The sequence below is a fragment of the Sphingobacterium prati genome (assembly GCF_013167215.1).
GTDB classification, from domain to species: domain Bacteria; phylum Bacteroidota; class Bacteroidia; order Sphingobacteriales; family Sphingobacteriaceae; genus Sphingobacterium; species Sphingobacterium prati.
In genome coordinates this window covers 1-24,252 of sequence record NZ_JABJWY010000036.1, presented here as the reverse complement: position 1 = coordinate 24,252, position 24,252 = coordinate 1, and the positions used below count along the sequence as shown (strand labels likewise).

The window sequence follows — 24,252 nt, the reverse complement described above, 5'->3', positions numbered from 1 at the left end:
TAACCTTGTTGATTACAATGGTCTCTTGTAAGGAGGAGGTCATTGTCAATTTGGTAGACGGAGAAGTCGCCGGAGAGCTAAGGTATAAATTGACAGACGATACCGGCAAAGGATTGTCTGGCATCAAAGTTTACCTTTACGATCCGGGGAGCAAACAAGATCCTATTTTACTGACAGATTCGGCTACTACAAACAGCGATGGTGAGGTCTATTTCACCAATTTATTACCAAATAATTATCAACTAAAGACAGATTTTGTCCAGCTAAATAATAACGATTACAGGGTCGATGAATATGTGCAGATCACGGCAGGTATAGAACGTAAAAAGGCCACAAAGTTAACTGACTTCTCGGGTATCCTTCGCATTCGATTACTATCCTATCAAACGAATGCTCCTATCAAAGATCAGGGTGTCGTCGCTTTTCCGGTCAACAAGATCCACGTCACCTCCGATAATGTCGCTGATGTAGTAAAGCGTTCGACACTGAAAGGAATGACCGATAAAAATGGATATATAAACCTCAAAGTACCCGCTAACACAGATTTCGATTTTATTGTACACCATGCGATATACGGTAACTATGGCTGGGGATTTGACACTTATCAAGTAGAGAAGGATAAAACGGTAAACATAACGCTTTACAGCGGTTTTTTATAAACTATAGGGCCCGCATGCCTTTTCAAAATTAGTAAATTGAAGTTCCTACATTTGACTGGGCATTATTTTAAGCAAGACATACCTTTTACAAGACGGATTCAGCCCCAAGGATGGGGAGACGAAAAATACAGACCAGTTTGTCTATTAGTAAATTCAAAGTTTTACCTTTGTGCTGTTAAATAATCAGTATAATGGCATTACCCAGAGAAAGAATTCTAGACAAAGCACTTGATCTTTTTGCTAATCAGGGCTATAATTCAACCGGAATAAATCAGATCATTTCTGAAGCAAATGTGGCGAAAGCAAGTTTTTATCAGCATTTTAAATCTAAGGAAGATCTTTGTGTTGCATTTCTGGAGGCAAGGCACAAATATTGGTTTGATCAGCTTTATAATTTTACGAGTGAAAAAACAGATGTAAAATCAAAAATTGTTTCATCCTTCGATTTTTTGATTCATATGAACTCAAAGGAAGATTTTAGGGGCTGTAGTTTTCTAAATATTCTTGCGGAAATTCCCAAGGATAACAGTAAGATCCTGAAAGTGATTCAGGAGCACAAGAAGGATCTAAGGGATTATTTTTTCTCACTTGTTGGCGATGAAAATATCTCCGAGCACATCTATATGCTATTTGAAAGCTCAATTATGGAGAGCAAAATGTTCAAGTCGAATCAATTGATCGAACGGTCAAAGATGATCGTCGACCATTTAGTTTAATTACAAAGATAAGTCAAAAAGAAAGTTGGTCTATCGCTCCTGGAGGTTAGAAAATCCTTTAAATAGATTTCTTTAACTCTCCATAAATTACGGGTCGATTTTTGGCTTTAGGTTGTGAAATAAGTGGAACTAGATCATGCGGTGATTTGTAATGCTAATTCCACTTATACAGATCGTAATTATTTAAATTTCCGGTCCTCTTCATTGATTGCTAAGTCGTTGATACTTGCATAGCGTTTTCTCATCAGGCCATTTTCGTCGAATTCCCAGTTTTCGTTACCATAGGCTCTGAACCAGTGACCATCTTTGTTCATATACTCATATTCAAATCTCACAGCAATACGATTGTCGGTGTGCGCCCAGTATTCTTTTTTGAGCTTATAATTTAGCTCTCTTTTCCATTTGTCGGAAAGAAACTCAACAATGGCTTCTCTTCCACTAACAAATTTGTCTCTATTCCTCCACTCGCTATCGATCGTGTAGGCTTTTGAAATTTTCTCGGGGTCTTGAGTATTCCATGCATCTTCTGCGGCTTGAATTTTTACTAATGCTGTTTCAAATGTAAACGGTGGTAGTGGGTGCTTCTGTTCCATTTTTAAAATTTAAAGTGTTATTAATTATCTCATATTTTCAAACAATTGACAAAAAGGCATCTTATCCTTAATGATCACCTACTTATTTGCTATAGAACAAATGTATAACAAAAGCACAAAACAGACAAACCTGTCTGTCTATTATTTTTAAAATAATTTTTTATTCTTATAGAATCCGAAAAAACAGATATCTCTAATCGAAGTACACAATTATGTAGCTTTTACATTTTGGTAGAGCGGGATTTGCCGGTGGAAGTCCATGTAGTTGAGCCTTTCAACAAAGTAATCTGAGCTTTTTAACAAACCTTAAAAGACGGTAGCGAAGTAATTTTGTGTTAGTAATAACGATGCTCTTGAGCGAAGTTTAAAAGACAGCAAAATGAAAATAATCAACCAGCATTATGTCGATGGTCAATTTCGGCCTTCGGCAGGTACCGAGAAGATGGATATAATTAATCCTTCGGATGAAAGCCTCATCGGCCAAGTCGTATTAGGCAATGAGCAGGATATGGAGGGTGCAATAATCGCTGCTTCAGCAGCTTTACCATCTTTTTCACAAACAAGCAGAGAACAGCGCATGGATTACCTACAGCAATTACACGATGCGCTGATGGAGCGCCTCGACGATCTGCAGGAAGTAACCACAACAGAGTACGGTGCAACAGTACAACGGTCGCGCTGGTCAAACCAATATGCTGCAGAGACCTTCCTTTTCTTTAAGAAAATCCTTAAGGATTTTTCTTTCGAACGGCGCATAGGTCAGTCGGCAATCGCTATGGTGCCAGTTGGCGTAACCGGGATCATGACGGCCTGGAATGCCAATTCAGGCTCCATATGTGTAAAACTCGCCGCGGCAATTGCAGCTGGCTGCACCGTAGTGATCAAACCCAGTGAAATGAGTGCGATGCAGTCACAGGTTCTAGCCGAGTGCTTCGACCGGGCAGGACTTCCCGCCGGTATAATCAATATGGTGCATGGGCGCGGAGATATATTGGGCACAGTATTGTCTACCCACCCTGCCGTGGCTAAAATTCTGTTTACAGGTTCTACAGTGGTCGGCAAGATCATTGCCCGTAATGCAGTGGACACAATGAAGCGGGTCACACTGGAACTCAGCGGAAAATCACCCAATATTATTCTCGATGATGCTGACCTCAATACTGCAATACCGATAGCGGTAAATGCGGCTTTTATGAATAGTGGTCAAGCTTGTATCGCAGGTACACGACTGCTAGTGCCGGAAGCTGTCCTGCCAGAGGTTAAGGCTATCCTGGTTAAGACAATGGCTGCACAGAAAGTGGGTGATCCAAGAGATGAGCATACAGTCATAGGCCCTATGGCCAGTCAGAAACAGTTTGACCGGATACAACATTACATCAGGCTAGGTATCGACGAGGGAGCAGAACTTTTAATTGGTGGTCTGGGCAAGCCGGAAGGATTAGAGGACGGATTTTACGTCAAACCCACTATATTTACAGGTGTAAGTAATGAGATGACGATTGCGCAAGAAGAAATTTTCGGGCCTGTATTGTCCGTTATTACCTACAAAACCGAGGAAGAAGCTATTGCCATTGCCAACGATACCATATATGGACTGCATGCCTATGTAAGCAGTTCAGACATGGAGCGGGCGCAGCGAGTGGCTGCTCAGATCCATGCAGGAAGAGTTGCGATCAACACGATCTATCATGATGCACTGGCACCCTTCGGTGGATTTAAACAATCTGGTTTGGGCAGAGAAGGCGGCATATATGGCCTCGAGGAACAATTAGAACCAAAAGTAATCATAAGCTAATCCCTATGGAATGCAAAAATGATATCTCCGAAAAAGCAAAAGATGCCGCTACAGGCCCGAGAATAGTGCTGAACACTTATTCGGGCAATACGATCGAAGGCGAGGCATTTGTGGCAGATCATATCTTCAGTTATATCCTCCAAGGTAAACAGGATGTCTGGCTTGCTGATCAAAAGCATACTTATCATGAAGGAGACTTCCGCTTTTTCCGACGCAACCAGCTGACCAAATATGTAAAAAGTACCACCGACGGAAGTTTCAGGTCTATAGCAGTCCATATCGATCAGTGCACCTTAAAGGAAATGAGCGAGCAGTATGCGCTGAAAGCCGATAGCATAGTTAATCCCCATGCCGCACTACTGATCCAATCGAATGCATTGCTGAAAGGTTTTATAGATTCCTTGGTTCCCTATTTGCAGCAGCAGATGGATGAACGTATTGTCGCACTAAAGGCCAGAGAACTTGTTTTACTGCTTATTCAGTATAATTCTGCATTTAAAAATGTATTGTTTGATTTTAATGAACCAGGTAAGATAGACCTGGAAGCTTTTATGAACAGCCATTACCGCTACAATGTACCTATGGAACGCCTTGCTTTTCTTACGGGCCGCAGCCTTTCGGGTTTTAAGCGCGATTTTGAAAAGCAATTTCATACCAGCCCAGGCAGATGGCTGTTGCAGAAGCGTCTGGATACAGCCCGTTTCCTGATCGAACAGCAAAAAGAGAAACCATCCGATGTGTACCTGGATCTGGGTTTTGAGGATCTCTCCCATTTTTCCTTTGCCTACAAAAAGGAATTTGGTTATGCGCCAAATAAAAAACATTCATAACATAAAAATCATTTAAAATGGACATACAACTAAAGGGTAAACGTGCCCTCGTAACCGGATCTAGTTCCGGATTGGGCGAAGCCATTGCTAAAATGCTCGCAAGTGAAGGCGCCATAGTAATTATACATGGGCGTAACTTTCAACGTGCCGAAGCTGTAGCTGCGGAGATTATCGCTTCCGGCGGATCTGCAGCAGTAGCGATCGGAGATCTTGCGACGGATGAAGGCGCTGATTCGGTAGTTGCGGCGGCGCTCTCATACGGACCGGTGGATATCCTGGTTAATAATGCCGGAGTAACGTCGCACAAAGCGTGGGGCGAAGCAAGTACCGAAGACTGGCTTGAACTGTATAATACCAATGTGGTTTCTTATGTACGTATGATACAAAGCCTTGTTCCACAGATGAAGGAGCTCGGTTGGGGCAGGATAATACACATCGGTGGCGGATTAGCCATACAGCCCATAAAGGAACAGCCGCATTATAATGCTACTCTTGCTGCACGACATAATATGTCTGTTTCGCTGGCCAGGCAGCTTAAAGATACGGGTATCACTTCTAATATCGTATCACCTGGAGCAATCATCAATCCAATGGTAGAGCAATGGCTCGAGCAGGCAGCGCCTAAATTTGACTGGGGAACGGATATGGAGGAGATTAAGTACAAAGCAGTTCAGGAGCTTATCCCTAATGATACCGGAAGATTTGGTACACCTGAAGAGATTGCGGGTGCAGTGGTCTACCTATGTAGTCGTTTTGCTGACTATATCAGCGGTTCTGTACTGCGGGTCGACGGAGGTACGATCCGTTGTCTATAAAATCAGACATCGTGAAACAGCGGTCGATTTACCGCTGTTTTTATATTTAGAACCTTTTTGCCACCACGCCCGCGCTGCTTTTGGCAAGCTGCTGTTATTTGCAATAATTTTTCCCTCTTTCTTTATTTCTGTGACGTCCTTAATTAAACTGTCCACCAGGTCTAGTAGATAAGGTTTTCTTCAGCTGGATGGGCCGCACGCGACGAACGGCTGCCAACTCGCTACTTCGAGGTGTTAATCTAGTTTAGGTAAAGCAGCTTTTTCAGGTTTATAAGAATAAGATAGTTTTGATAACATGCACCACACGATGATCAGAAAAAAAATACCCACCAACAACCCGACTTGTAGGGCAAAAAGATAATTGTTTTTGAAGTGATCGTGTTCTAAAATTGAATAAAAAATTCCACCGATGATGCTTATTCCCAATGCGGAAGCTGTCTGCTGAAATGTAGAAAATATTCCCGAAGCAGCACCTACATCTTTTTCTTCAATATTATCCAAAACCACATTTAATAGAAACGGAAGAACTAAACCGTTGCCTAATCCATACAAGCCTATTAAAAGCATAGAAATAAATGGAACGTCTCTGTGCGAAAAGAATATTATTTGTAAAACAAAGGATACTAAAATGATAGACAAACCCAATTGTAGAATACGTTTACCATATCGAGGGAGGAGTTTACCCGCAAAGATCGATGAAATCATAAATAGAATAGCATGGGGAATAAAATACATACCGCATGCCAAGGCTGATATGCCCAATCCACTTTGTAAATAGACTGCAACAATCAATAAATAAGCAGTGTGCAGCATAAAATGAAATAGTACTGCATATAAGCCTATTTTAAAATCTTTTAATTTGAATAAAGAAATATCAATTAAGGGGTTTTGTTTGCGTGTCAATTTTCTTTGTTGAATAACAATAAAGCTAGCCAAAAAAACGATCGATAAAAATGTTAACGTATAAAACCACCAAGGAAATCCATTCTCTCTACCTTCGGTCAAAGCATAGACGATACAGGCTAGCCCGATTGTTAAATACAAAGCTCCTTGGTAATCAAACCTCACTTTTTTCAATATTGGTGTCTCGGTCAGATAAAAATGTATTGCTAATAATGACAATATGCCAATAGGGAAATTAATGAAAAATATTAAACGCCACCCTTCTATCACAAAATGTGTCTCTGCTAAATAACCGCCTAAAACTTGTCCAATAATGGCTGCTATGCTTAATGTTATTCCATACCACCCGATTGCAACTGCTCTCTCCTTGCTTTCAGTGAATAAAACTTGAATTAATGAAATAGACTGTGTTACCATAAATGCAGAACTGACACCTTGAAAAAAACGTGCGATATTTAATTGTGTCGCATTTTGGCATAATCCACAAATGCAGGATGTGATTGTAAATGCCAGCATTCCCCAAAAGAAAACCCGCTTTTTACCAAGAAAGTCTCCGGCTCGCCCGCCAGTTACCAAAAAGCAGGCACTGCCCAATAAATATGAGGCGATTACTAATTGTATTTCACCATCAGTTGCGTGCAGATTTGTCTTGATCGTCGGAATCGCGATATTGATAATAAAAATATCAATTACATATAGCAAGGGTGCAGTAAGCACTACACATAGTGCAAACCACTTGTTAACAGTTTTCATAAGAATAAAGGATTATATTGTAGATCGATAGAGGGAGTGCCTAGGATTTTTTGCTCTCCAATTCCAAAAGCCATTTTTTACGCCAGATACCACCTCCATAACCGGTCAGGCTTCCGTCTGTTCCAACGACGCGATGACAGGGTATTAAGATCGAAATTTTATTCAACCCGTTCGCGTTTGCGACCGCCCGCACCGAATCTGCGCTGCCTATGGCAATTGCCTGTTGCTTGTAGGTCTTAGCTTCGCCATATGGAATGTTTTTAAGAGCTTCCCATACCCTGTTCTGGAACTCCGTTCCGGGGCTATATAGAGGCACTGTAAATTCTTGCCGATTTCCTTCAAAATACTCCGTCAGTTGCTTTTCCAACAACGGAAAATGAGGATTGTCGCCCTGCACGATCGTTGCGTTTAGTGTTTTTGCTAAATTTTTGAATTCTGTTTCCAGCATTTTCCGATCCGTAAACTCGAGAAGACATATTCCTTGAGTTACAGCACATGCATACATTGTGCCCAAAGGAGTTTCTATTCTTTTAAGATCAATTATATTTTGTTGTTTACTATTTTTAGGAGAGACTCCAAAAATATGCTTAAAAGAATCTCCAAAACCACTAAGTGATTCATACCCTGAATTAAAAGCAACATCTGTCACAGATTCACCGTTTTGAATCTTTTTAAATGCAGAATTTATCCGATACATTCGCTGGTAGGCATGAAATGTCATTCCGTGATTTTTTAAAAACCATCGTCTCAACTGATGGGGCTCGACACCACGCTGGCGCAAATCGTAGTCTTTAAATTTTAAGCTTGGATCTGCAGATAATTCGGAAATAATTTTTTTGATATAGGAAGGCGTCTCGCTCAACAATTCAAGTGGATGACATACCTTACATGCCCGATATCCTCGAAGGATACATTCCTTAGTCGATCTAAAGAATTCAATATTCTCAGCTTTCGGTTTTCTTGCTGTACAAGATGGCCTACAAAAAATACCCGTTGTCCTCACGGCAGTAAAAAACACACCTTCATACCTGATATCTTTGTCTAGTATTGCCTGATACATTTGCTCAAAACTTAATTCCATAAAACAATTACCTATGATTATGGAACAAATTTACTAGTGTTAGAATCCATCTACAACCGAAAAATTAACAAGTATTTTTCTGACCTAAAGAATCCGTCTATAGCTGAACTGAAGTTTTCAAGCAAGTATTAAAGCCTATATTTTCATCGACCTCTTAAAAACCTATTTGATCTGGCTTAAATACACAATATCCAGTAAGCTTATCCTCTGAAAAAACGCCGGTGCAAATAAAATTGTCTAAACACCTACGGATTGAGTCAACGCTATTTTGCCAGGATGGTTTAAAATCCCAAAAAGTTTCAATTCAGGATACTCAAAACTATCTATTGGTTTTATACTAAAGGTTTAACTTTTGGGCAATAAAGTAATTGCCTCGATCTTTTGCCTAAAATAAAAGAACTCTCGGACCACAGTAACGCCGATCTTTTTATAAACCGATACGGCATTTTTATTATGCTGCAGTACTTCTAGCAGATAATTACGGATTCCAGCCTCCTTCAGATAGGGAATCGAATAATTAAATACCGATGTGTCAAGCCCTATGCATCTTTATCTGTTTTCATAATAATCTGTGCGATGGTAATAATGAATGGTAGAATTAGATTTTTTCATCCTATTATTATAGTCTTTTCTAAACAGAAACGCTATAATTACAATGAATAAGAATAATAATAAATAGACAAACAATATATCGTATAGCCAAGATCCTTGCGGATAAAAAGAATCGTCTGAAAGAAAAAACATTTGCTGTTCAGGATTTTGTGGATTGTAAAACAATATGCATTCCTTATCAGCTATCTTTCTCTTTGCTCTGTCCAACAGTTCAGTCCGTATCTCTTCAAAACGTAGCTGGCTCATAACAGGTAGAAATGCATAGTGCTTTTCCGCCTTATCTAATTTTCGCAGGGACAGCTGTCCATTGGCAGTATAGCGGTATTCGATATTTAGATATGCGTATTTTGTCTTTCCTCTATGTATTTTAGACTCGAAGTTTATGAAAGAGGGTGCTGTAGCAACCCAGTTGGGATGCGTCAGCGTAAACTCTTTACGCTCCAAAGATGGACTTACAGAAAAAACGGAAATTATTAAAGCATAAACTGCTGCCAACAGAACCACAAACGCTATGCGCTTGCCGCCTTGCATTGTTACGCGTTTTCCATTCGCATCATAACGGACTTCCCGTCCATCTCCGTTACCTAATTTGCTAAGGATTATTTTTTGAAAGAGGAAATAAAGCAAAGAAGAGCATACGAGCGCATAAATAAAATAACGGTAACTGTTGCCCCAAAAAACGATGACAAAGATAAAGGCAGCCACCACTGACCATTGAAGAAATTTCCCAATTGATTTCATAAGACTTTGTTCAGATTAAGCACTAAGCATAGCAATAACTTTTATAGTTTATTCCGTTGCAGTTCTCTATTATTCAAAATAAAAATAAGGTATTCGACAATATCCATGGCCCTTTATTTAAAATCCGTAAGCAAAAAATTATGATTCGCTGTACGGTGGTAAATTTGCGTACCCAGATCCACGGCACTTTAATTTCATTCTTCCAATAAGCTCAAACCAAACTGTTTCATCAACAATAGTATTTCTGCTAACAAAAAGTTTTAGTTACCTTTGCAATATGACAACAACAAATAAATCGGATTTGGTTTAATAAACAATCTGTAGATCCTTTACAGATTGTCCTTTCGTTTGCTTTCGAATAATTCGCTTCGAGAGCTTTTTTTCTATTTTTTTATCAGCATACGTTAATGGAAGCACTGCTGCGCTTTCGATATATGCTATATACATTACAATAATGAGTAACGAAAGCATTAAAACTATTCATGAATTCGATTTTAATTTAATCTGTGAATTCTTTTTAAATACAGAAAGACAGGGGCCCGGCGACTCGGAGGCTACCCTAAAAGCACTAAGCTTTATAGACAATCTTACTGACAATTCTTTAATCGCTGACATTGTTGCGGGACAGGCGGTCAAACTATGGTATTGGCGGAACACGCACCAGGACATATTACCGGTTTCGATATTTTTCCAGCATTCATTGACCAGTTCAACAATAATGCGACAAAGCTAAATCTGCAAGACAAGGTAAAAGGTGTTGTTCGTTCAATGGATAATCTACCTTTCCAAGATGATGCGTTAGACTTGATCTGGTGTGAAGGAGCAATTTATAATATCGGTTTTGAAAGGGGACTCAACGAATGGCGAAAGTTTTTAAAGCCTGGAGGATATATCGCCGTTACGGAAAGTTCGTGGCTCACCGAAAAACGCCCGTCAAAAATAGAGCAATACTGTTTACCACATTTTCCTGAAATGGATACTATTGCGGGTAAAATAACACAAATACAAAAAGCGGGATATTTACCCATAGCTACCTTTGTTTTGCCATCAGTTTGTTGGAATGATAATTATTTCACACCGATGGTAAAAGCGCAGGAATTGTTTCTCGAAAAGTAGTGGAAATAAAGCTGCCGAAGAATTTGTTGCACTTCAACGTTTTGATGCAGAAATGTATTCCAAATACGAAGAGTTCTACGGTTATGTATTCTACATCGCAAAAAAATTGAACAATGATTAATTTAGATATTTACGGTTGGAACGATAAACTTGACCAACTAAAACAGCAATCAACACCTAAATCTTTACACCATGGTAGGATCGCTGTTGTCCACCGTACCTGTTATGATGTTATCTCCGAAAACGGATTACTTCACTGTGAGTTGACGGGAAATATGGTATTCGGCAGACCTGACTATGAATTACCTTGTGTGGGCGATTGGGTTATATTTCAAACATTCGAAGAAAACAGAGGAATCATCGTGGACATATTACCACGCGAACGCACCTTGTATAGAAAAAAAAGCGGAACAATCTCTGATAAGCAAGCGATTGCTTCATATGTGGATAAAGCATTTATTGTACAGAGCCTTGATGATAATTTCAATGTCCGCAGAGCAGAACGTTTCATCGCTCAGATATTGGAGGAGAATATTAATGCTGCCTTAATTCTCAATAAAGCCGATATCATTTTCGACAGATCAAAAATAGAAGAGCAGATAAAACATATAGCTTGCAAGATACCTGTATTTTTTACTAGTATTCACGATCGTCAGACTATTATCTTACTTCGGAATTCTATCGTAGAAGGAGAAACTGTTGTGTTTGTAGGTTCTTCGGGGGTTGGTAAAAGTTCTTTGGTAAATGCACTTTGCGAAGAACCCTTATTGCGTACGTCCGATATAAGTATATCAACGGGAAAAGGGCGTCATACTTCAACTCGTCGCGAAATGGTATTAATGAAAAACTCTGGTATATTAATTGATACTCCGGGAGTTCGTGAATTTGGGTTAGCTATCAATGATGCGGACTCATTGGCAGCAATCTTAGATATTTCCGACTTGGCCAAATCGTGTCGTTTCAAGGATTGTGAGCATACAGGAGAACCTGATTGTGCCGTATTAAAAGCCGTAGACAATGGTATTTTAGACCCAGATGTTTATGAAAGCTACCTGAAACTACAAAGGGAAGCCTGGCACTTTTCTGCTACTGAGCATGAAAGGCGCAAAAGAGAGAAATCCTTTTCAAAGATTGTAACGCAAGTAAAAAAAAATAAAGGGATCTCATAATCTACTTTAAATTGTACGGGCGCTCTATTTAAGATCGTCCGTACTTTACTTCTAAAATTCAAAGTAATAAAAATTTTATGCTAATCCCCTAAACAAAGTTTCTTATTCGATCCAAATGTGCCCAGCTGAATAAGTTTTGGCTGTACCAGCTACAATTACTCTTTCGTTTTTGTTCTCACAGTAGAGCTGGCCACCTCTTTCTGAAAGTAGACGCGAGAAAAGGTTATTTTTCCCTAATCTTGATGACCAAAACGGAATAAGTGAGCAATAGGCTGAACCGGTTACAGGATCTTCAAGAATCGATGATTGAGGCGTAAAATATCTTGAAACAAAGTCGCTGTCAGTTCCAGTTGCTGTTACAACAACGCCGCCCGGATCAAGATTGATAAGATCAAAAACGGATCTTTCAATTTTGATATTTTTTATATCTTCCTCTGATTCGTATACTAAAACATAGTCTCTTGACTTAAAGATCTCCTTAGGCGGTATATTAAGTGACTTGGTTATAATATCAGGAAGAGTGGATGGTTCTGGCTACCTGAGTTTCAAAAATGATTCTTTTTTTATTAAAATTTAAATGTGAAATTAAACAGTGCGCTGCCGCCAAGGTAGCGTGTCCACATAATCCATTTCAATCTCAGGTGTAAACCATCGCAGATGAACGGTGGTGCCATTATCAATAAAGAATGCGGTTTCTGCTACGGCATTTTCTCGGGCAATTTTTAAAAGCATCTCATCGGATAGCCAGCTTTTTAATGGAACAACACAGGCGGGGTTTCCGCGGAAAATTTCTTCTGTAAAAGAATCTATCTGAAATAACTCTAACTTCATGATTGATTTAAAATATTTATTTTTTAATACTAAAAATTTAAGACTGCGCTGAAATAGGGATTTCATCAATGTGATAATAGATTTTTAGCCCCCTTGCTTTGGCTATCCTCACATCTTGGTCCGCACCTTTTGACTCGCCCTTGATCCGCAGAACGGCATCACATTTTTCTAGTATCCGATGGGCTACCGGATACTGTATCCTCTCCCATTGTTCGTCTCCGACTTTCTGTGATCCAGCCAGCTTAATTAAAGGAAGTGCGAGCCACTCCCCGACTATCGGGACATGGCCTTTATTAAAAATTTCCAAGGCGAACTCTTCCAATTTTTCTAAATTGTTTTTGATTAATGTTGGGTCATCGTTGGTGCCACCTCGATATGGACCTGAAATCATTATAAGCATCGTTATATTTATTTGTCTACAGATGCGAATTAACGACCAATTTGCCGAAAAAAAAGTAAACTACTTTAAGCCTTTTCTTTTATTGTGCTTAATCATAGGTATTAGATAGGTACATTCTGCCCAATCTCACAATGGAACAGTGCCTAGATTTATGGCACAACTGCCATTGTTTTTAAAAGCTGAATTAAACATTTCACATGCGAATGATTATTCACCTGTTGAACAAGCCATTCGCTTAGCGTTGGACTGATAAAGAAAGAAATCTATAATTACTTCTGCCATGTTCGATTAGGAATGTCATTTGGCTTGGTGCGCCCCTTAATTACCGCTATTAAGGTATGATTCTTTTATACTGGCTAACATCAGGTATAAAGTATGTACTTCCCCTGAATGTATTTCATAATTATAATTCAATACAACTTCCTATTTTTGCTTTATGAATGCTACTTTACCCTTAGTTGAACGGAGGAATTCTCAGGATTTCAAAAATGTCTTTAGTGATTCTTTATATCACATTTTTTTATTCAATGGTAGTGGAAAGATCATTGTTGATTTTGTGGAATATGATTTCGATGGCAGGACCGTGTTTTTTTCCTCACCATTCCAGAACATACAAATCATTAGCGATTATTACATGGATATTGATGTCCTCAACTTTCACAGCGACTTTTACTGCATCGAGTTTCACAGAAATGAAGTTGCCTGCAATGGACTACTTTTTAACAATATCTACCTTTTCCCTCAATTTCACTTGAGGGAAGAAATATTCAATGAAGTTTTAGAATACTTTTCCAAGATCTTAAAGGTGGATAGCCTTGAAAAGTTCTCGGCGTCCATCCTTCAGTCTTATCTACAGCTGATTCTGGCAATCTGCAGTAAAGAGAAAAACAAGTTATTACCTGAAGGGAAAGCGGTTCAAGAAAATTTCAACGAATTGAAATTATTCCAAAACCTCGTGGAAACGCATTTTATTTCCAATAGAGATCTCACATTTTATGCTGATCTGCTACACATAGCTCCAAATACATTGAGTAAGAAAATTAAACTTATTTTCAATAAAACACCTTCACAGATCATTCAGGAACGAGTGATACTTGAAGCTAAAAAACAGATTCATCTCACCCATAAATCTATAAAGGAGGTAGCAGCAGAACTTAATTTTAACGATGAATTCCACTTCAGCAAATATTTTAAAAAATATACAGGTGTATCCCCATCATTTTTCCGCAAAGCGGTAGGAATTTCTCCTATAGCAGATTTGGACAAGTAATTTCCATAATCTTCCATTTATAGCACAGTATCTTAAACATAACTTTACTAAAAAAGTTATGATCGATTTATTTGCAAACGCACAAAAGCAATTCATCAATTTCCTACGGGTCGCAATTTTTATTGTAATGGCTTGGATCGGTGGCCTAAAGGCCTATCAGTATGAAGCTGAAGGGATCATCCCTTTTGTAGCCAACTCCCCTTTTATGAGTTTTTTTCTCAAGGTAGATGTTTCGGACAAGGATAGCTATAAACTGCATAAAAACAAAGAAGGTGAAGTTGTCACCAAGAATATACAATGGCACCAGGCCAATGGAACATACACCTTTTCCTATGCTTTAGGAACAGCTATTGTATTCATTGGATTAATGGTCTTACTGGGTATTTTTTATCCAAAAATAGGTATGATTGGCGGAGTCCTAACCACGGGGATGTCATTGGTAACCCTCTCCTTTCTTGTGACGACACCGGAAGCATGGGTGCCCGATCTTGGGGGACCGATTCATGGGTTTCCGGCTCTTTCAGCAGCAGGCAGGCTCGTTGTTAAAGATGTTATTATGATGGGAGCTGGACTGGTAATAGCATCAGATTCAGCTAAAAGTATAAAAAACAAGTAGAGAGAACCCTTTCTCCCGTGATGAAAGCGATAGATCGTAATGAATCAAATAGGATAAATCGTCCGTTTCATGATCAGAATCTACGTCTCTCCTACAAATACGTTCATCGAATGATTTTGCTCCCAGCGATTCCACTATAGATAGACCTTTCTCCCTTCATGAAAAAAATAGGGCAATTACTACTTCAACGCTCATTGGTTGATAAGGCAATGAATCAAAATCAGGAAATCGTTTCATTGACAATAAAAATAAAATTAAAGCGATCCCGTACTGTTAAATAACATATCTTGGCTGAAGCATTTAAGAAAAACTGATGATTTCCGGTCGCGTGGCAAGTGTTTCGCTCATCTCTACCAGAAGCTCTTTTTTTCCAGATACTTTAAATACTACGATCAAATGATCGTCGTCTTTAGCAATTTCCATACGTTCTAAATTAAGCCCCTTTGTCTGTAAAACACTTTCGAGATTTTCAATCTGATAGAAGTTGGGATCACGAAAAGTTACACTCAAGAACTGCTCCTTTTGTAATTGCGCAATTATTCGCTCTACCCTGGTAACCATTAACAAAACTCCAAGTGTAATAAGTGTCAGACAAAGTGCTAAGGCATGATAACCTATCCCCGCTGTCATTCCAATTGCCGCCGAAGTCCAGATTACGGCCGCAGTTGTCAAACCATGTACTGAAATTTTATCTTTAAAAATGACACCCGCACCGATAAAACCAATCCCTGTTATGATATTTGCCGAAATTCGGTCGTCTGTTTGTGCACCATGCTGAGAGACTATCGTAAAAATGGTCGACCCGAGTGAAATTAAAATTATCGTACGAAAACCGGCAGACTTATTTTTGTATTCACGCTCAAAACCGATTGCCCCTCCACATAATATTGAGACAACCATCGCGACCATATCCTTAATTTCTACAGTAAAATCCATTAGTAAATGCGCTAAAATTATTTATTGCTATTGAAGCATGTTGCTCAATTCGTTTTGAAAATATTATTTCGAAAATCTATCAATTACCTACTATGCAAAATGTAGGATGTTTGGCTTTCTTGACCGTATTGTTCAAGAGATGCATTTCGATATAACCTAAATTTGCCTTATTATAGTATCTTTCACCATCTTCGCTAATCTTTTTATTTCTGGATCCATGGAAGGACCTCTCGGCACAGCGCAGGTTTTAAAGCACCATTCATTTCAATTAGTTTTAGAACAACTGCCGAATTGAAAAAGATTGGCCATTCCCTTTTTTGAAGGTAAAATTTTGGTGTTTTAGAATGTTTAACCGTTTTATCTCTTTCCATTTTCTGGACGGTTTGTATGAACGTTTCAAAGCGTAATAGTCATGTTCGCAATCTGTTGAACACACATACCGACAAACGAAATAAACATCCAAGTAGGCAGAAAAAGATTATGAAGGCAAACGATTCGTTATCATCTTTCAAAATAAATCATATTCTTCTCCAAAGTCTATATCTAGTTTTAGAATACTTAGCACATCAAGGTCGGGTTGCATGGGCATTCGGCCACATTTGATCACCTCGATAGCTGTGCAGCTGAAAACGAGGATCACTATGCCTTCGAGTACCCATAGCCCCTCTTAACAGTTCATTTTTGGATTTCTTACTTGTGGCCTCAGTTATTTTTATCGTCCAACATTATCCATACCGGTGCATGATCACTTGCTTTTTCCCATCCACGAACATGACGGTCTATCCCTCCTTCTGACAACCGTGGTGCTATCATTGGGCTAAGCAATATATGGTCCAGCCGTAACCCGGCGTTCCGGCCATAAGCATTTCTCAAATAATCCCAAAAAGTATAAACCTCCTGATCTTTAAAAAGTGCTCGGATCGAATCCATCCACCCCTGACCAATAAGCTGTTTAAACGCTTTTCGCGCCTCCATCCGGAAGAGCGCATTCTCGATATACTTTTCCGGTTTGTATACGTCCTGCTCTGTCGGGATAATGTTGAAATCACCAATAATGATCACTGGAACCTCCATTTTCAGTAATGCTTTAGCACGTTTCATCAAACGCTTAATCCAAGCCATTTTATATTCAAACTTAGGCCCAGGATAAGGGTTGCCATTAGGTAGATAAAGACAGCAAATTAATATCTGGCCGATAATAACCTCCAGGTACCGGCTATGGGTATCCTCTTTATCGCCAGGTAACTCCCTTGTCACTTCGGTAATCTCACACTTGGACAAAACAGCAACGCCATTCCAGCTTTTCTCTCCATGCCAGACTGCCTGATAACCGGCATCGTTGATGGCTTTTATCGGAAAGCGTTCCTGCGGGGCCTTCAATTCTTGTAAGCACACAACGTCTGGAGATTCTTCTTTCAACCACCGAAGTAAAACTGGTAATCTTCCGTTAACGCCGTTGATGTTGTAGGTAGCAATTTTCATCTATTCATCCTCTTGTTTTTGATTTCGATTTAGTTTTGTAGTCGTGCAAAGCGTTGGGCAGCTTCGTTAATATCGACCATCCGAATACTTGCCCGACGGCTCGAAGCCATCAAATTGTTCAATTTTGGCTGGATTGTCTTTAACAATAAACCCCAATGCAATACCAAAAGCCCACCAGGATGATCCATTGGTTAATCCTATGGCAACTTTCTCAAACTTCTTGTTCAGTTTACATATAATTGAATTAAGTGTATCTCGCTTTCACGGTTTTAATTGTTACAAGAATGATAATAATTGCCTGTAAAAATGCGTCGGCAAGATATATCAAAGAAATAGTTCCCTTCGCCGTATAGAATACATCAATTGCTAAAAATGCGGCAGCAGCTCCCAGTGACAACACTTTATCCGGATGCCTGGTCCGTATCAATAGGCTCAGACCTATTGCAACGGATAGAAGGCCTACCATTTTCACCAACCAAACATCCGTTTTATACCCGGTGAGAAACATAAAACTATAAATGTGGATAACCGGCCAAATTCCCGTTAATAAGTAGTAAAGTCCCTGTAATCTGAATATCATAATTAAATCTGAAAAAAGTGCTGAACAAATTAGCTAGCTCATTGTTCTATCTCGGTTTAGGTCTACTTCCAGCAAAAGAAGAAGTTTGGCAATGGCAGGCTCCCTCCATTCTTCCGCAAGATCTCCTTTAATGTAAGCAAGATGTTCATCTAAAATCAGCTGGCAGCCATCCATTGTAATACGTGCATACTGTCCGTACTCTCCCTCCTGCCCAACTTCAAAATCAAAATATTTCTCTACTCCTTGGCTATTGGTCACTGGAATGCCTGTAAATGTAGTAATAGCTACCTGATCGCGGTCCCTTGCATCCTTTTTATTTTTACTGTCTGTCATAATAAATGGTTTTGGAATAGAACAAGCGCCAACCAATAGAGTTTGAAGCTTTTAAGATATTAACAAAACAGGCTTTCCGAGAACTAAAGGTTCGTGGTTTATGTTTACCAGAAAAGTCGTGTTATGAAAAAAATGCCAGCCCACATAAGACCGATGCTTTGTACACTTATTAAAGAACCAATAGATAGAGACGATTATCTCTATGAAGTGAAATGGGACGGTTACCGCATTGTCTCTTTCGTCGAAAAAGGGAAAGTACGCATGGATTCCAGAAGTGGGCTAAATTATACTTCCAAATATCCTCCGATTGAAAAGGCGCTTAAAAGCCTAAAACATGACGTTATTATTGATGGCGAAGTAGTTATATTCAATCAAGAAGAGCAGCCCGATTTTGACGCCTTACAGCTCTATAACGGGCATGAATCCCCAATCAAGTATTGCGTATTTGACCTGTTATGGATGGACGGCCAGGATTTGCGCGGATTTCCACTAACAGAAAGAAAAGAGCTTTTGAAAATACTGGTTAAGGACGATGATGTTTTCCGATACAGTGAAAGTTTTGATGATGGCCCGGCTTTATATCGGCAAATGCTGGACTTAAACTTGGAGGGAATTGTTGCCAAGAAGAAAGATAGTGAATATACCGAAGGTGACCGGGGCAACGACTGGCTGAAAACACCAACCCGCAAGCGACAAGAATTTGTGATCGGCGGCTGGGCAGAATCCGATAAGGCCAGGTCCTTTAAAAGCCTTTTATTTGGCGCCTATCAGAATGGGAAATTCACCTGGATAGGACGCAGCGGCGGCGGTTTCAAAGACAAAGAAATGCCAGGTATTCTTAAAAAACTGCAAGCCATAGAAATTGATGAATCACCTTTTGTTAATAAAGTACTTGATGCTAAGGGAGCCAAAATGCACTGGGTAAAACCACAATTGGTCGCTAATTTTGAATTCGCAACCTGGACTAAAACCGGACGAATCCGGAAGCCGGCCACATTTTTGGGATTCAGGCTGGACAAAAAACCAGAGCAAGTCGTGAGGGAGGTTCCAAAATCAACAGATGTAATTGAGGATGAAATAGCAGAAGAAAAGCCTGCTGCAAAATCAAATCCGAAGAGGCCCCAAACGAAGAAAAGCACAAGAAAATATCTAAACAAGGATAGTAATTGGCAGCGAGTCGACGAGTCTTTTGAAGGATCGGAAGTAACCGACTTCCCTATGAAACATTGTACTGTTCAACTTCATGATATAAGCCGGGAGCTTTGGAAAGGCGTTGCTAAGGGAGATCTGATTTTATACTACAATAAAATCGCACCCTACATCCTACCTTACCTCCAGGATAGACCGCAATCTTTAAATCTTAAACTTACAAAGGCAGGCGGCCCGACCACTTTCATCAAAGACATGGAAAACCGTCAGCCGGACTGCGCTGAAGTATTTACAGACCGGCGCCGGGTAAAGAAAGCTGGAAAAAGGGATCAGATTGATTACCTGGTCTGTAATAATGTTGAAACGCTGCTAACAATGGTCGATTGGGGATGTGTAGATATAAATCCCCGGGCGTCGCGGATTCAACAGCCAGAAGAGCCGGATTATATTTGGCTTGATCTAGATCCGACAGTCCCGAAGAAAACAGAGGATGATGGTTTTGAACAGGTTATTGAGGTCGCTATAGCTACCAAGACTGTTCTTGACAAACATAAGCTACAAGGGTTCGTCAAAACTTCCGGTAAAACCGGACTACATATATATATTCCATGCAGCGGCTTTTCCTTCGAACAGACCAGGATTATTGCAAATAACTTGGCTGATGAAATTCATCAATTAGTTCCCCATATCAGCACGAGAAGCGAAACAGTTAATCATCGAAAAGGCAAAGTTTATATTGATGCGAATCAGAACGATTATGGGGATACCTTGGCAGCTCCGTACTCCGTCAGGCCATATCATCTGCCAATTGTTAGTACACCGTTGGACTGGAAAGAGGTTAAACCAGGTCTTGATAGGTACAAATTTACTATGGAAGAAATTTTGATAAGGATAAAAAAGAAAGGTGAGCTTTTTCACGACCTTAATGACGAGAAAATTACTATCCAAAATGGAGCAATAATGAGCGCATTGATTTAGATACCTGATTAGCCCAAAGTCTAATTACGGAAATGTAACACGAACTATGTCATAGGATTAAAACTTAAAAACCTCTTTCGAGTTTGACCCTATCCCCAAATCTAACGTAAAGTTGGGGATAGGGTCAAGCCCCAGTTATGCACCTGCATCGTCATTTTTGTGCGATACCTTTTATGATCAGGTACATCAATTTCAATTAATAAATAGCTACAGGATTGATATTTACTTGTGTTGAGCCAACGTATAAAGGTTGCCCTAAAACGAATAAAAATTCCCAAACTTTTTCTTTTACCAAAGGTCTGGTATCAATTAATTCTAAATTGTAAATTCCTTTTTTAGCTAACATAAACTGATTAATCGGAAATTCTTCTGTTCCATACGGATTTGGATAAACTTCCGAAGCCCAAGTGTCGCCTCCAAATGCTACAATTCCTTTGTCAGCTAACCATTTTGCAGCTTCCATTCCAATACCTGGTTCCACTTCTAAGAATTGTTTATTATCTTTTCCTATCAATCCTAACCAACCAGTATTGAATAAAACTACATCGCCTTTCTTTATTTCGACGTTTTGTTTTTTCAAAACAGCTTGAATATCTTTCACTGTAAATTCAGTTCCTCCAGGCACAATAGCTTTGTTGTAATAAGCGACCATGTCCAAAACAACAGCACGTGTTACAATTGGTGGAACTTTCTCGATTCCTAATCTTTTTACACCTTCTACTGTTACAAAATCAGTTGCTTTATTCCCATCGTAATATACATTATCAATTCCGATATGTCCAATGCCATTTAATTGTGTTCCAACACCAGTCCAACCGTTAACCAATTCATCATTAAAACTGAATCTGTTAGGACCTAAAGTCTGCCCACCTTGTTCCCCTGGTTGAATATTGTAAAGATTGAAACTGCGATGGCGAAAAGCTGGAAGATTTTTATCAATCGGAACAGCTAAAGGAATTGATTTTCCTTGCTTTACTAATTTGATCGACTGCATGACCAATTCGGGCGTAATCAGATTTGCAGCACCGATTTCGTCTCCTTTTCCATAAGGCGATGTTTGCCAGCTGGTATCCTTGGGATCAATTAAGGTTTTATTTTGTGCGTACCCAATTGCTGCTCCAAATAAAAGCATTCCGATAGCTACAAATTTAATGATAGGTTTTGTTTTCATCTATTTTCTTATTCTTAGATTTTTGCTAATTCAGAATTGATAAAATTCATTTCATCAGTAGATATATTGATATCTATTGCTTTTGCATTGGCAGCTGCTTGATCAGCATTTCTTGATCCGGCTAAAACAATAGAAATGGCAGGTTGTAAACTTGTCCAACGTAAAACCAATTGTGAAAGTGTTGCTCCTTTTTCCGTTGCGATTGGCGTGATTGCGTTCAAGAAGTTTTTCACTTTCTCTAAATCAAATTGTTGGAAATAACCATTTCTATGATCGTTTTCTTTCAACTTTCCTTCAGCAAAATATTTCCCTGTTAACAATCCTCTTTCCATTGGACTGTACACAATAATTCCCAAATCATTTTGTTGTGCAAATGGCACCAAATCATTCTCAATACCTCGATTCAACATACTGTATCCGACTTGATTACTCGCTATATTTAAGGTTTTTCGAGCTTCTTCAACTTGATCCACACTATAATTACTTACACCTGCTGCACGAATTTTTCCTTGTTGAATCAAAATTTCTAATGCTTCCATTGTTTCAGAAATTGACGTTGTAGCATCTGGCCAATGAATTTGCAATAAATCAATATAATCCGTTTGTAAGCGCTTCAAGCTCTCCTCTACTTCTTTGATTACGCTCGCTTTCGACGCATATTTGTACACAGGAATTGCTTTTCCGTTCTCTTCTGCATCGAAGAAAAACTCTCCTTTTCCATTGTTGCTTCCGTCCCAAACCAAACCAAATTTTGTCAACAATTGGATTTTTGTTCTGTCATATCCTTTTATAGCTTCACCAATCATTTTTTCGCTCAATCCAAAACCATAAAATGGTGCTGTATCCAACGTTGTAATGCCGTTTTCGATAGATGCTTGTACTGATGCAATACTATCTTTTTGTTCGTTTCCGCCCCACATATTTCCACCGATGGCGAAGGCTCCGTATGTGATTGCTGATAATTCTAAATCTGTATTTCCTAATTTTCTGTATTCCATTTTTATAGTTTTTCTGTTAAATAAATCTTTGGGGTTTCTTGTAATTTGTCATTTGCTAATTCACCAAATTCAGCGATATAAGGTTGTTGATTGTGCGCATCTAAACCTTGTTGATCTCTCCAAATTTCGTAGAAAACAAATGTGTTTTTGTCTCCTGAACCTTGATGCAAATCATACTGAATGTTAGCATCTTCCTTTCGGGTTCCGGTAACCATATTTTGCAATGCGGATAGCACATCTTCCCGATATTCGGGTTTTGCATTGATAATTGCTGTCAAATAAATCATACCAATTCCTTTTCTGTGATTAATACATTTTCTAAATGTTTTTTATATGCTTTACGGTTAAAGGTTCCGCCTGAATGGGCGAATTTTTGACCTACGTTGATAATAAATATATTTTTTATATCTATAACTATAATTATTGATACTGCAAATTTCTATCATTTTTATTTATTATAAAAATAACATAAATAATGATCTTGTATTATAAAAATAATAGATAAGCTTATCGATTCTTTTATCAGCTATAACAACTGTTTTCCCTGCGCCACCGACATTCTCAGCAGAAATAATAAGCGGCTTAGATAGGAAATTACCTAAACCAATTGTGCAGCTAGCATCAAACAGGGCATTAGTTATGGTAAAGGATAACTACAAACCCGTAGCGGCACGAAACATTTTAGTCGTAGAGCCAGAGTACATATTGTCGATCACTTTACCGAGATGACCAAGATATTACCGTAATTGGATTGGTCCGACACACAGAAAGGTTAATTACGATTATAATCCGGGCGGAATGGGTTGAACACCTGAGAATCAAACTTTGCTACAATCCTAAAGTTTGTTCAAAAATAGAGGCTTACTTTGATAAATATAAATCTGGTGTTCAACTATATACGTATAAATTTATCAATAAAATGTTTAGTACACCCCCCAATTCTCTTTTGCGCATAGTCGGTTCCAAGCTCTTTTGGTAGATAAGTAGCGTACTGGAAGTTATTCAAGCTTCCAGCACTCACGTTCCAAAAAATATAGCTCGAATTATAAAACCATTCCACCATCCATAAGGATTTCCGTTCCGGTCATGAAACTTGCCACATTGTTATCTGAGAGATAAATAACAGCTTTAGCTACATCTTCCGCAGACCCCATTTTTTGTAGTGGGATTCCGCTGATTAACCATTCATTAAGACCTTCCAATGTTTTTTCGTCCAATCCTGCTTTGGTCATAATTTCCGTTTTTGTTGGTCCCGGACTTACCAAATTTACTCTGATTTTTCTTGGTGCTAATTCTGCAGCAGCGGTTTTTGCAATGGAATTTAATGCTGCTTTGCTTGCCTGGTAAATCGAACTATTGGGTTTAGAGGTTGTCGCGACGTTGGATGAAAGGAACACCACTGAAGCACCATCGTTCAACAGAGGAATAAATTTGCTTAAGGTAAAATAAGCTCCTCTGAAATTAATGCCTTACATTGTCGAAGTTTTCAGCACTCATAGTTTCGATCGAACCTAAAGTTCCGGTGATTCCGGCATTAATAAACAGAATATCAACTTTTCCGAATTGCTCTTCAACTTGGGTTTTGAAATTGTCGATGTCTTCCAATTTCCCTTGATCCGCCACAAAAGAAATAGCTCCCAACTCTTCAGCAGCCTTTTCAATGGCTTCTTTTCGTCTTCCGGTAATAATTACTTTTGCTCCTTCGGCGATTAACTCTTTTGCGGT

Annotated in this window: 26 protein-coding genes and 1 pseudogene; 10 read left to right on the top strand and 17 right to left on the bottom strand. The window is 39.1% G+C overall.

Annotation, left to right across the window (positions count from 1 at the left end):
* Positions 1–17: 17 nt before the first annotated feature.
* Both HPC41_RS17960 and HPC41_RS17955 read left to right on the top strand, forming a co-directional pair.
* Positions 18–659: a prealbumin-like fold domain-containing protein gene (locus tag HPC41_RS17960; RefSeq protein ID WP_172395406.1), complete on the top strand. Its 642-nt coding sequence runs from the start codon at positions 18–20 to the stop codon at positions 657–659.
* Between the two features lie 191 nt (positions 660–850).
* Entirely contained in the window at positions 851–1,375 is a 525-nt protein-coding gene (locus tag HPC41_RS17955; protein WP_172395405.1) for a TetR/AcrR family transcriptional regulator, read from the top strand.
* A gap of 179 nt (positions 1,376–1,554) precedes the next feature.
* Here HPC41_RS17955 and HPC41_RS17950 read toward each other — a convergent pair whose 3' ends face one another.
* A complete protein-coding gene (locus HPC41_RS17950; protein WP_172395404.1) occupies positions 1,555–1,968 on the bottom strand; it encodes a nuclear transport factor 2 family protein in 414 nt (137 codons plus the stop codon).
* A 379-nt stretch (positions 1,969–2,347) separates the two neighbouring features.
* Here HPC41_RS17950 and HPC41_RS17945 point away from each other — a divergent pair, with 379 nt between their 5' ends.
* The 3 genes from HPC41_RS17945 to HPC41_RS17935 are packed head-to-tail and all read left to right on the top strand — an operon-like array spanning position 2,348 to position 5,408.
* Positions 2,348–3,763 carry an aldehyde dehydrogenase family protein gene (locus tag HPC41_RS17945; protein ID WP_172395403.1) on the top strand — a complete coding sequence of 472 codons (1,416 nt, stop codon included), beginning with the start codon at positions 2,348–2,350 and terminating at the stop codon, positions 3,761–3,763.
* A gap of 5 nt (positions 3,764–3,768) precedes the next feature.
* Positions 3,769–4,593, top strand: coding sequence for an AraC family transcriptional regulator (locus HPC41_RS17940; RefSeq protein ID WP_172395402.1), 825 nt, complete (start codon positions 3,769–3,771; stop codon positions 4,591–4,593).
* 17 nt (positions 4,594–4,610) lie between these two features.
* The gene (locus HPC41_RS17935) at positions 4,611–5,408 is read left to right on the top strand and encodes an SDR family NAD(P)-dependent oxidoreductase (protein ID WP_172395401.1); all 798 of its coding nucleotides are present in this window, start codon (positions 4,611–4,613) and stop codon (positions 5,406–5,408) included.
* Positions 5,409–5,642: 234 nt separating this feature from the next.
* On the opposite strand, the gene HPC41_RS17930 is transcribed toward HPC41_RS17935, so the two are convergent.
* From HPC41_RS17930 to HPC41_RS17920, 3 genes are all read right to left on the bottom strand, one after another.
* Positions 5,643–7,064 (bottom strand): MFS transporter, encoded by a 1,422-nt coding sequence (locus tag HPC41_RS17930; RefSeq protein ID WP_172395400.1) that lies wholly within the window; start codon positions 7,062–7,064, stop codon positions 5,643–5,645.
* Positions 7,065–7,104: 40 nt separating this feature from the next.
* Positions 7,105–8,145, bottom strand: a complete 1,041-nt coding sequence (locus HPC41_RS17925; RefSeq protein WP_172395399.1) for a bifunctional transcriptional activator/DNA repair enzyme AdaA — start codon at positions 8,143–8,145, stop codon at positions 7,105–7,107.
* 549 nt (positions 8,146–8,694) lie between these two features.
* A complete protein-coding gene (locus tag HPC41_RS17920) occupies positions 8,695–9,498 on the bottom strand; it encodes a hypothetical protein (RefSeq protein ID WP_172395398.1) in 804 nt (267 codons plus the stop codon).
* Positions 9,499–10,125: 627 nt separating this feature from the next.
* Between HPC41_RS17920 and HPC41_RS25175 the strand changes: the two are divergent.
* Positions 10,126–10,614: pseudogene (locus HPC41_RS25175) on the top strand (class I SAM-dependent methyltransferase); the annotation flags it as partial.
* Between the two features lie 113 nt (positions 10,615–10,727).
* A complete protein-coding gene (gene rsgA / locus HPC41_RS17910) occupies positions 10,728–11,783 on the top strand; it encodes a ribosome small subunit-dependent GTPase A (RefSeq protein ID WP_172395397.1) in 1,056 nt (351 codons plus the stop codon).
* A gap of 102 nt (positions 11,784–11,885) precedes the next feature.
* Here the strand turns inward: rsgA and HPC41_RS25835 are convergent, their stop codons facing one another.
* The 3 genes from HPC41_RS25835 to HPC41_RS17900 form a co-directional block, all read right to left on the bottom strand.
* Positions 11,886–12,257: a PhzF family phenazine biosynthesis protein gene (locus tag HPC41_RS25835; protein ID WP_425501211.1), complete on the bottom strand. Its 372-nt coding sequence runs from the start codon at positions 12,255–12,257 to the stop codon at positions 11,886–11,888.
* Between the two features lie 111 nt (positions 12,258–12,368).
* Positions 12,369–12,614 (bottom strand): PhzF family phenazine biosynthesis protein, encoded by a 246-nt coding sequence (locus HPC41_RS25160; protein ID WP_216660816.1) that lies wholly within the window; start codon positions 12,612–12,614, stop codon positions 12,369–12,371.
* 37 nt (positions 12,615–12,651) lie between these two features.
* Positions 12,652–13,005, bottom strand: coding sequence for a DUF4406 domain-containing protein (locus tag HPC41_RS17900; protein WP_246250847.1), 354 nt, complete (start codon positions 13,003–13,005; stop codon positions 12,652–12,654).
* 445 nt (positions 13,006–13,450) lie between these two features.
* Between HPC41_RS17900 and HPC41_RS17895 the strand changes: the two genes are divergently transcribed.
* Positions 13,451–14,284: a helix-turn-helix domain-containing protein gene (locus HPC41_RS17895; protein WP_172395395.1), complete on the top strand. Its 834-nt coding sequence runs from the start codon at positions 13,451–13,453 to the stop codon at positions 14,282–14,284.
* A gap of 58 nt (positions 14,285–14,342) precedes the next feature.
* Positions 14,343–14,900, top strand: a complete 558-nt coding sequence (locus tag HPC41_RS17890; RefSeq protein WP_172395394.1) for a DUF417 family protein — start codon at positions 14,343–14,345, stop codon at positions 14,898–14,900.
* A gap of 300 nt (positions 14,901–15,200) precedes the next feature.
* On the opposite strand, the gene HPC41_RS17885 is transcribed toward HPC41_RS17890, so the two are convergent.
* From HPC41_RS17885 to HPC41_RS17865, 5 genes are all read right to left on the bottom strand, one after another.
* Positions 15,201–15,836 (bottom strand): MgtC/SapB family protein, encoded by a 636-nt coding sequence (locus HPC41_RS17885; RefSeq protein WP_172395393.1) that lies wholly within the window; start codon positions 15,834–15,836, stop codon positions 15,201–15,203.
* A gap of 702 nt (positions 15,837–16,538) precedes the next feature.
* The gene (gene xth, locus HPC41_RS17880; RefSeq protein ID WP_172395392.1) at positions 16,539–17,318 is read right to left on the bottom strand and encodes an exodeoxyribonuclease III; all 780 of its coding nucleotides are present in this window, start codon (positions 17,316–17,318) and stop codon (positions 16,539–16,541) included.
* Between the two features lie 29 nt (positions 17,319–17,347).
* Positions 17,348–17,506, bottom strand: coding sequence for a hypothetical protein (locus tag HPC41_RS17875; protein ID WP_172395391.1), 159 nt, complete (start codon positions 17,504–17,506; stop codon positions 17,348–17,350).
* Positions 17,507–17,562: 56 nt separating this feature from the next.
* A complete protein-coding gene (locus HPC41_RS17870) occupies positions 17,563–17,898 on the bottom strand; it encodes a hypothetical protein (protein WP_172395390.1) in 336 nt (111 codons plus the stop codon).
* 33 nt (positions 17,899–17,931) lie between these two features.
* Positions 17,932–18,231: a hypothetical protein gene (locus HPC41_RS17865; RefSeq protein ID WP_172395389.1), complete on the bottom strand. Its 300-nt coding sequence runs from the start codon at positions 18,229–18,231 to the stop codon at positions 17,932–17,934.
* 123 nt (positions 18,232–18,354) lie between these two features.
* Between HPC41_RS17865 and ligD the strand changes: the two genes are divergently transcribed.
* A complete protein-coding gene (gene ligD / locus HPC41_RS17860; RefSeq protein WP_172395388.1) occupies positions 18,355–20,358 on the top strand; it encodes a DNA ligase D in 2,004 nt (667 codons plus the stop codon).
* A 196-nt stretch (positions 20,359–20,554) separates the two neighbouring features.
* Here ligD and HPC41_RS17855 read toward each other — a convergent pair whose 3' ends face one another.
* The 5 genes from HPC41_RS17855 to HPC41_RS25615 form a co-directional block, all read right to left on the bottom strand.
* Positions 20,555–21,529, bottom strand: a complete 975-nt coding sequence (locus tag HPC41_RS17855; RefSeq protein WP_216660815.1) for a cyclase family protein — start codon at positions 21,527–21,529, stop codon at positions 20,555–20,557.
* 14 nt (positions 21,530–21,543) lie between these two features.
* Positions 21,544–22,527 carry an aldo/keto reductase gene (locus HPC41_RS17850; RefSeq protein WP_172395387.1) on the bottom strand — a complete coding sequence of 328 codons (984 nt, stop codon included), beginning with the start codon at positions 22,525–22,527 and terminating at the stop codon, positions 21,544–21,546.
* A gap of 2 nt (positions 22,528–22,529) precedes the next feature.
* Complete coding sequence (locus HPC41_RS17845) at positions 22,530–22,814, bottom strand: putative quinol monooxygenase (RefSeq protein ID WP_172395386.1); 285 nt, start codon at positions 22,812–22,814, stop codon at positions 22,530–22,532.
* 756 nt (positions 22,815–23,570) lie between these two features.
* Positions 23,571–23,993 carry an SDR family oxidoreductase gene (locus HPC41_RS25620; protein WP_425501175.1) on the bottom strand — a complete coding sequence of 141 codons (423 nt, stop codon included), beginning with the start codon at positions 23,991–23,993 and terminating at the stop codon, positions 23,571–23,573.
* Positions 23,989–24,252: SDR family NAD(P)-dependent oxidoreductase (locus HPC41_RS25615; protein WP_216660699.1), on the bottom strand; the 264-nt coding region annotated here is incomplete at its 5' end. The genes HPC41_RS25615 and HPC41_RS25620, both read right to left, overlap by 5 nt.